Origin of the sequence: Nitratidesulfovibrio liaohensis, from assembly GCF_011682075.1 — a bacterium.
GTDB lineage: Bacteria > Desulfobacterota > Desulfovibrionia > Desulfovibrionales > Desulfovibrionaceae > Cupidesulfovibrio > Cupidesulfovibrio liaohensis.
Map to the genome: position 1 here is coordinate 1 of NZ_VSMK01000061.1, position 7940 is coordinate 7940.

The window sequence follows — 7940 nt, forward strand, 5'->3', positions numbered from 1 at the left end:
CCGCCTGCGCGCCCGCATCGAGGCCGCCGTGGCCGCAGAGGCGCGCGGCGAGGAGGGCGACGCGGCCCGCCAACTGCGCTTCGTGCAGGACCTGGACATCCTGGTGCATGTGCATGGCCCGCAGTTCATGTATTCGCGCGGCATCGCCGAAACCCTGCGTGTGGGCGAGGACATCGTGGAGTTGGCGTATGACCTTCAGAAGGCCTTGAAATAGGGCCGAGGCGGACGAAAATCCCCATTCGGATCAACCGCGAGCGACGGCATTGTCCGTCAGGCTGCATGACCATCGCTGCACCCGCGCGGCGCGCACCTACCGGCCCTTGCCGGGGTGCGCGCCGCGTTTTTCGTCCGCCGGGTCCTGTGCCGTCCGGACATCCGTCGACATGATTCCCGCCCGCAATGGTTCCCAAAGGGGTACTATATACCCTCAAGGACAGTTCTTGCCTTTCTTCCACCGGAGGGCATCATGGACCATTCGCAACCCGCAACCCGCAACCCGCAACCCGCAACCGGCCATCGGGCAGGAGCACCATGAACATCATCGCCATCAACGGCAGCCCCCGCAAGAAATGGAACACCGCCACCCTGCTCCGGAACGCCCTTGAGGGCGCTGCGGAACGGGCCACGCAGGCGGGCCGCACCGCCAGCACCGAACTGGTGCATCTGTACGAGCACGACTACAAGGGCTGCATCAGCTGCTTTGCCTGCAAGAAGATCGGCGGCAAGAGCTACGGCCATTGCGCGGTGAAGGACGGCCTGACGCCCATTCTGGAGCGCGTGGCCGAGGCCGACGTGCTGCTGCTGGGTTCGCCCATCTATTTCTACACCGAAACCGGCGAGATGCGCTCGTTCCTGGAACGCTTGCTGTTCCCGTACCTGTCCTACACGCCGGGCTATCAGCCCTTGTTTCCGCGTCCGCTGCCCACGGGGCTGGTGTACACCATGAACATCCCCGAAGATAAGATGGCCGACTACCAGCAGGACCGCGCGGTAAAGGCCACCTGGGCGGTCACCCGCAGGATCTTCGGCAGTTGCGAGCTGTTCCTGTGCACGGACACTTACCAGTTCGACGACTATTCCAAGTACGTCTCCACCAGCTGGGACCCGGTGGCCAAGGCCAGGCGGCGCGAAGAGGTCTTTCCGCAGGACTGTGCCCGCGCGCGCGAACTGGGCGCGCTGCTGGTGGAACAAGCCATGGCCGCCGGTGACAGTGGTGCTGCCGCCAGGGTGGACACCGGCCCGACCGGGTCGTAGGTACTGGATTCCACCCCGCATCATTCCGTTTCGTCCCGCGCCGCCCGCCCTTGCACCGGACTTGCGCCGTGCGGGCTCGGGCGGCGCGGGCCATCGTTTTTCCGCGAGGTATCGCAATGCAGTTCACGCCGGTACGGCTGGGAGATGCCGGATCGCCGCGCATGGTGCTGGCCACCGTGTGCATCGCCCAGTTCATGGTGCCGTTCATGCTCACCGCCGTGGGTGTGGCCCTGCCTTCGCTGGGGCGCGACCTGGGCGCGTCTGCCGTGCAGCTGGGCCTTGTGGAGCAGTTGTACGCGCTGGCACTGGCCATGAGCATGCTGGCCTGCGGGCGCCTTGGCGACATCGTGGGGCAGCGCCGGGTGCTGCTGCCCGGCCTTGCCGTGTTCACCGGCATTACCCTGCTGGTGGGGCTGGCCCCTTCCGTGGAACTGGTCATGGCCCTGCGCTTCGGGCAGGGCATCGGCGCGGCCATGATGCTGTCCGGCAGTCTGGCGCTGGTGGCGGCGGCCTACCCGCCGGAACTGCGGGGCCGGGTCATCGGCATCGTCTCCGCGTTCACCTATGCCGGGCTGTCCATCGGCCCGGTGCTGGGCGGCTACACCACGGACCACTTCGGCTGGCGCAGCGTGTTCCTGATGGTGGTGCCCCCCGGACTTGCGGCCACGGCCATGTGCCTGTGGCGCATGCGCCCGCAGCCCGGCGCGGACAGGGGCGCGCACATGGACTGGCCCGGCAGCCTGGTCTACGCGGTGTCGGTGTGCATGGTCATGACCGGGGCCGCCCGCGCCACCTCCGTGCCACTGGGGCCGGTGCTGATGGCGGCGGGCCTTGTCGGCCTTGTGCTGTTCCTGAGGGTGGAGGCGCGCAGCAAAAGCCCCCTGCTGGACGTGAACCTGCTGTTGCGCAACCGGTTCTTCTCGCTGAGTTGCCTTGCCGCCTTCGGCAACTATGCCGCCGTGTTCGGCGTCACCTTCCTGTTCAGCCTGTTCCTGCAATACGCCAAGGGCCTGCCCCCGCGCGAGGCCGGGCTGATCCTGCTCATCCAGCCGGTGATGCAGGTGCTTACCGCGCCGCTGTCGGGCCGCCTGTCCGACCGGGCCGACCCCGGCCGCGTGGCCACGGCGGGCATGCTGTTCAGCGCCGCGGGGCTGCTGCTGGCCATGGCCACCATCGCGCCGGGCATGCCGGTGTGGCTGCTGGCGGCGGAACTGGTGTGCATCGGCATCGGGTTCGGCATCTTCGTCACGGCCAACTCCGTGGCCATCATGAGCAGCGTGGACAAGGCCCACTTCGGCGTGGCCTCCGGCATGGTGGGGGCCATGCGCACCCTGGGCATGGCGTGCAGCATGACCACCGTGTCGCTCATCTTCGCCCTGCACCTGGGCGAGGCCGCCATCACCCCCGCCGTGCTGCCCGAATTCCTGTCCGCCACCCGCACCGGCCTTGCCGTGGCCGCCGCGTTCTCGTGCCTGGGCGTGCTGGTTTCCGTGGGGCGCGGGCGCAAACAGGATTGAAATTTTGGAAAGGCAAACCGGGGAGGGGACCCTTTGCGGCAGCCGTTGATGAGCGCGAAGCGCGAATCTTACGGATGGCGACCGCAGAGCGAAAAGGGTCTCTCTCCCCGGCTCCCGCGTTGCTGTCTTCATCCGCGCGGTGCGGTCCCCATCCGTAAGGTTCGCAAGCTCACCCAACGGCTGGGGCAATGCTCGAAGACTCGCATAACGGCTGAAGCTCCCCCTGAACGTTTTGTTAAGGTTTGGGGAGGTGGGAGGTTGTTCACGCTGTGCGATTGCCCAACGGACCAACTGAAAAGTTTGGGAGGTTGGGGGTCCGGGGGAAGGAACCTTTTAACGCGCTGCGGTCCTCATCCGTAAGGCTTGCAAGCTCGCCTAACGGCTGAGGCAAAAGGTTCCTTCCCCCGGTTTTACCAAAAACAAAAGGCGTCGCGGCCAACTGGTCGCGACGCCTTGCGTTTGCGGGGCGTATCGGGCGCGCGTGCTACAGCACGGGCAGGTAGCGCTGCAATTCGAACTCGGAGACGTGGGTGCGGTAGGCGTCCCACTCGATGAGCTTGTTGCCCACAAGGTTGGCGTGGGTGTGTTCGCCCAGCACTTCCTGCATCAGGGTGCTGCCCTTCAGTTCCATGGCCGCCTCGTACAGCGAGCCGGGCAGGGAGCCGATGCCGTGCTTGGTCAGGTCTTCCTCGCCCATGTGGAAGATGTTGGCTTCCACGGCCTTGGGCAGTTCGTAACCCTTTTCGATGCCTTCAAGCCCGGCGGCCAGCATCACCGAGAAGGCCAGGTAGGGGTTGCAGGCCGGGTCGGGGCTGCGCAGTTCGATGCGGGTGGCCGCTTCCTTGCCGGGCTTGTACATGGGCACGCGGATGAGGGCCGAACGGTTGCGCTGCGCCCAGGCCAGGTACACCGGAGCCTCGTAGCCGGGCACCAGGCGCTTGTACGAGTTGATCCACTGGTTGGTGACGCAGCAGAACTCGCGCGCGTGCTTCAGCAGCCCCGCGATGTACGAGCGGCATTCGCCCGAAAGGTGGTGCGGGTCGTTGGGGTCGAAGAAGGCGTTGCGGCCGTTGCGGAACAGCGACTGGTGCACGTGCATGCCGCTGCCGTTCTGGCCGAAGATGGGCTTGGGCATGAAGGTGGCGTACACCCCGTGCTTGCGGGCCATTTCCTTGACCACGACCTTGTAGGTCATGACCACGTCGGCCATCTTCATGGCCTCGTTGTAGCGCAGGTCGATCTCGTGCTGCGAGGGGGCCACCTCGTGGTGCGAATACTCCACGGGAATGCCCATGCGCTGCAAGGCGAAGATGATGTCGCGCCGCACGTCGTTGCCAAGGTCCAGCGGGGGCGCGTCGAAGTAGCCGCCCGCGTCGATGGGCTGCGGGCACTGCGAACTGGCGAACAGGAAGAACTCCAGTTCCGGGCCTACGTAGTAGGTATAGCCCTTTTGCGCGGCCTTTTCGGTCAGTTTGCGCAGGATGTAGCGGGGGTCGCCCTCGTAGGGGGTGCCGTCTGGGTTGCGCACGTCGCAGAACATGCGGGCCACGGGGCGCTCCATGGGGCGCCAGGCGCAGATCTGGAAGGTGGTGGCGTCGGGAAAGGCCACCATGTCGCTTTCCTCGATGCGGGTGAAGCCCAGGATGGACGAGCCGTCGAAGCCCATGCCTTCCTCGAAGGCGGACTCGAGCTCGCTGGGGGTTACCTGGAAGCTTTTCAGGTTGCCCAGAATGTCCACGAACCAGAACTGGATGAAGCTGACGTTGTATTCCTTGACCGCCCTGATGACATCATCGCCGTTCTTGCAATTGAAAACGGGAAAGTCCATGTGCACCTCCTGCAATTGGTGCTTCGCGCCCGGGTCGCGGCCCGGCCGGCCCCGCAAGGCCGTGGTGTGTCTGTAAGTGCCGCGTCGGGTGGCGCGTGTGAAGCCGGACGAAGGTCCGGCGGGAAACAGGTCGGGGCAATGCTAGCCATAGCAGATACGCAAGGGGGGTCAATGAAAAGCCCCCGGCTTGACATCATTGTAAAACAGCGTGGGGATGCAGGCAGGACGCGGCGTTGCGGGGTGACGAGGAGCGCGCGGGAGGGCAGGGCGCAGGGGGAAAGGGGGACCGTACGGGCTGCGGGACGTGCGAGGGCGCACGGCCGGAAAACGACTGACGGACAATGATGGGCGGGCGGGGTGTTAGATAGGGATAGCTACCTTCTTGGCACATTGAAAAATATGTATTACTATCTTTCAAAATTAAAAAAGATAGGAATAGCTACCTATGAGTGTCAGGAATACGGTTCGCGCACAGCAGGTCCGGCTGGTGAATGCGGCGGCTGGCAAGGTTTTCGGGGTGTCCGTGCCCAAGGGGGGCTGGATTGCGGCGGTACGCAAGGCGCTGGGCATGTCGGGCGCGCAGTTGGCCCGACGCCTTGGGGTGACCAATGCCGCCGTGTACCAGCACGAACGCAACGAGCCGGAAGGAGCCATCACCCTGCGCCAGATGGAAAAGGTGGCCCAGGCACTGGGCTGCCGCTTCGTTTACGCCATTGTGCCGCATGCACGGGCGGAAGACGCACAGGCGGAAGACGGACGGGTGGAGGATGTCCTTCGGTGTCAGGCGCGCGCAAAGGCCGAAGCATTGGTGCTGCGGGCCAGCGGGCACATGGCGCTGGAGCAGCAGGCCCTGCCGCCTGAACGGTTGCAGGAGGAAATCGAGCGCATGACCGAAGATATGCTGCGCAACCCGCCCCCGGACTTCTGGGAGGAACGCTGATGCTTCCAGCTCCCGGTGATCCCGAGGGCGCGACGCCCCTTGACCCCGACGAGGCGCGTGGGCTGAAGCATAGGCATGTCGCCACGCGTGGCCAACTGGATGAACTGGAGCAGGCCAACATCCAGCAGGGCCTTGCGTGGCTGGCGCGCACGCGTAACCGCGACATCATGACCCGGAACGTTCTCTGCCTGCTACACGACAAGCTGTTCGGCGACGTGTGGCGCTGGGCGGGCCGGTTCCGGCTGACCGAAAAGAACATTGGCGTGGCGCCCTCGCAGGTGGCGGTGCAGTTGCAGACGCTGTGCGACGATGCCCGCTTTTGGGCGGAAAACGCCATCTGGTCTCCAAAAGAGGCCGCCACTCGCTTCCACCACCGCCTTGTGCAAATTCACCCCTTTCCCAACGGCAACGGTCGCCACGCCCGTATCGCGGCGGACGAGTATCTGAAGCAGTATTTCGATGCCCCTCCCATCGACTGGGCCACCGGGGTGAACCTGCAAGCCGATTCGGCGCGGCGCACCGACTACATCGCGGCCCTGCGCGCCGCCGATGGCGGTGACTACGGGCCGCTGCTGGCGTTCGTGGGCGCGCAGGAGCAGCCCCCCGCAGGGAATTTTCCAGCCGCCCCCTAATATACTGCCCGGTGCTGCCGAAAAGACGACCAGCGGGGTGTGCCACGCCCCCGGGAGCACCGCATGAGCCTGAATATGATCCTTGGCGCGCTGCACGCGCGGAACGGCCTTTCCCCGTACGGGGAAGGGCTTGGCGCGCTGCTGGGCACGTCTGTCGGGTCGGGCACCAGCACGGGATCAGGGACGCGGACTTCGGGCCTGTCGCCGGACAAGACCGCCGACGTGTTCGGCGCGGACATCGTGCGCCGGACTTCCGTGGTGCCTGCCCCTGCCGCCACGGACACGAACGGTACGCGTACCGACGCCACCACGGACGCGGCTTCCACGGCGCCGACCGACGCCGAGCGCGATGCCCTTTCCGGCGCGCTGTCCGGCAGCGTGCGCTGGGTGGCCGACAAGTTCGGCGATGCGGCGGCCACCGCCGTCATGGGCATCGTGTACAAGAGCATCGGCGACGGCCCGGTCACCGAGGATGCGCTGGGCGAAGGGCTGCTGGATGCCCTGCGCTTCGTGGACCGCCAGTTCGGCACGACATCGGGCGATGCGTTCATGGCCCAGCTCAATGGCGGCGGACTCAACGACGCGCTCAACGACTACTTCGACAACGGCCTTTCCGAACGGTTCATGGTGGCAGGCGCGGGCAACCTTGCCGCCGACGCGGTGCAGGGAGCCGAGGCGGCCAAGGCCACGCTGGTGCAGCAGGCGGCGGACGGCGAGGGCGACAGCGGGGCTGACGCCATGCAGTCGCTGCTGGACACGCTGCGCGAGATGGGCGTTTCGGATGCCCAGGATTCCACGGATATCACCCCGCCTGCCGCCGCCTCTGGTGCGACCGCAGGGGGGCAGCCCGCAACAGCCACCGCCGACGACGCCATGTCGGGGCTGTTGTCCGGCGCGTTGTCCTCACTCTCCGGACTTTCAGGGCAGGCCGGATACCGCACGGGCGGTCTTGCCGCCGGTTACGGCCCCACCGGCGCGGCGTCGGAAACTCCGGGCACCCTTGCCCCCGGCCTGTTGCTGCAAACCAGCGTCTAGCCGTTTGCCGCGCCTGCGGGCGCCTGCCTATGTTCGTCGGTCACACTTCCTCACCGGGCGCTGCCCGGTGTTACCGTTTCAAAAGCCCTGCCGCGCAAGGCGCGTCACGCTGGCTTGCCATGGGGTGCCAGAGGCGTATACCGAACTCCCCGCCCGCTCAATGAAGCGGCGGCGACCGGTGCCGGGTGTGCGCGCCGTGACCTGTGCCGGTGCATCCTCCCCGTCCGGCTTCGAGAGGTCGCGTCCGCCCCGTCTGGCCCGTCTGGCCCGTCTGGCCCGTCCGTATCGCCCGTATCGCCCGTATCGGGCAGACCGCCCGGACCCACAGCCACATTTCGCCCGCCCGGTATTCCCATGCCCGCACCTTCGCCCTCCACGCCCGCCAGCACGTCCCCGCTGCGCGAGGTGACCCGCATTCCCTCGTTGCCGCGCTTCTGGATCAGCCAGTGCGGCTCGTACCTGGCCTACAACATGCTGGCCGTGGTCATCGGTTGGCAGATCTACGCCATGACCGGCAGCGCCTTGCATCTCGGCCTGGTGGGTCTGGCCCAGTTCACCCCGCAACTCCTGCTCACCCTGGTGGTGGGCGGCGTGGCCGACCGCTTCGATCGGCGGCGCATCGCCTTTTGCTGCCAGCTGGCCGAAGGGCTGATGGCCGTGGCGCTGGCCGTGGGCAGCGCCACGGGCACCCTGACCCCCGCCGGGGTGTTCGCCGGGGCCTTTCTGACCGGCGC

General features: G+C 66.5%; 7 protein-coding genes and 1 pseudogene. 7 read left to right on the top strand and 1 reads right to left on the bottom strand.

Going from position 1 to position 7940, the window contains the following annotated elements:
* The 3 genes and pseudogenes from FVW27_RS02770 to FVW27_RS02780 all read left to right on the top strand — a co-directional run.
* Nucleotides 1–214 (top strand): annotated as a pseudogene (locus FVW27_RS02770) (hypothetical protein); the annotation flags it as partial.
* A gap of 317 nt (nucleotides 215–531) precedes the next feature.
* Nucleotides 532–1254, top strand: a complete 723-nt coding sequence (locus tag FVW27_RS02775; protein ID WP_167122552.1) for a flavodoxin family protein — start codon at nucleotides 532–534, stop codon at nucleotides 1252–1254.
* A gap of 116 nt (nucleotides 1255–1370) precedes the next feature.
* A complete protein-coding gene (locus FVW27_RS02780; RefSeq protein WP_167122554.1) occupies nucleotides 1371–2771 on the top strand; it encodes an MFS transporter in 1401 nt (466 codons plus the stop codon).
* Between the two features lie 484 nt (nucleotides 2772–3255).
* Here FVW27_RS02780 and FVW27_RS02785 read toward each other — a convergent pair whose 3' ends face one another.
* Nucleotides 3256–4599, bottom strand: coding sequence for a glutamine synthetase family protein (locus FVW27_RS02785; protein ID WP_167122556.1), 1344 nt, complete (start codon nucleotides 4597–4599; stop codon nucleotides 3256–3258).
* A gap of 445 nt (nucleotides 4600–5044) precedes the next feature.
* Here FVW27_RS02785 and FVW27_RS02790 point away from each other — a divergent pair, with 445 nt between their 5' ends.
* The 4 genes from FVW27_RS02790 to FVW27_RS02805 form a co-directional block, all read left to right on the top strand.
* Nucleotides 5045–5539 (top strand): mobile mystery protein A, encoded by a 495-nt coding sequence (locus tag FVW27_RS02790; protein ID WP_167122558.1) that lies wholly within the window; start codon nucleotides 5045–5047, stop codon nucleotides 5537–5539.
* Nucleotides 5539–6171, top strand: a complete 633-nt coding sequence (locus tag FVW27_RS02795) for a mobile mystery protein B (RefSeq protein WP_167122560.1) — start codon at nucleotides 5539–5541, stop codon at nucleotides 6169–6171. The genes FVW27_RS02790 and FVW27_RS02795 overlap by 1 nt, the downstream gene beginning before the upstream one ends.
* A gap of 63 nt (nucleotides 6172–6234) precedes the next feature.
* Complete coding sequence (locus tag FVW27_RS02800; RefSeq protein WP_167122562.1) at nucleotides 6235–7206, top strand: hypothetical protein; 972 nt, start codon at nucleotides 6235–6237, stop codon at nucleotides 7204–7206.
* Nucleotides 7207–7560: 354 nt separating this feature from the next.
* On the top strand, nucleotides 7561–7940 hold a 380-nt coding region (locus FVW27_RS02805; protein ID WP_243838172.1), incomplete at its 3' end, for an MFS transporter.

Coding starts and splice junctions, on each gene's coding strand:
- FVW27_RS02780 (WP_167122554.1), top strand. CDS start 1,371: ATGCAGTTCACGCCGGTACGGCTGGGAGATGCCGGATCGCCGCGCATG.
- FVW27_RS02790 (WP_167122558.1), top strand. CDS start 5,045: ATGAGTGTCAGGAATACGGTTCGCGCACAGCAGGTCCGGCTGGTGAAT.
- FVW27_RS02800 (WP_167122562.1), top strand. CDS start 6,235: ATGAGCCTGAATATGATCCTTGGCGCGCTGCACGCGCGGAACGGCCTT.
- FVW27_RS02785 (WP_167122556.1), bottom strand. CDS start 4,599: ATGGACTTTCCCGTTTTCAATTGCAAGAACGGCGATGATGTCATCAGG.
- FVW27_RS02795 (WP_167122560.1), top strand. CDS start 5,539: ATGCTTCCAGCTCCCGGTGATCCCGAGGGCGCGACGCCCCTTGACCCC.
- FVW27_RS02775 (WP_167122552.1), top strand. CDS start 532: ATGAACATCATCGCCATCAACGGCAGCCCCCGCAAGAAATGGAACACC.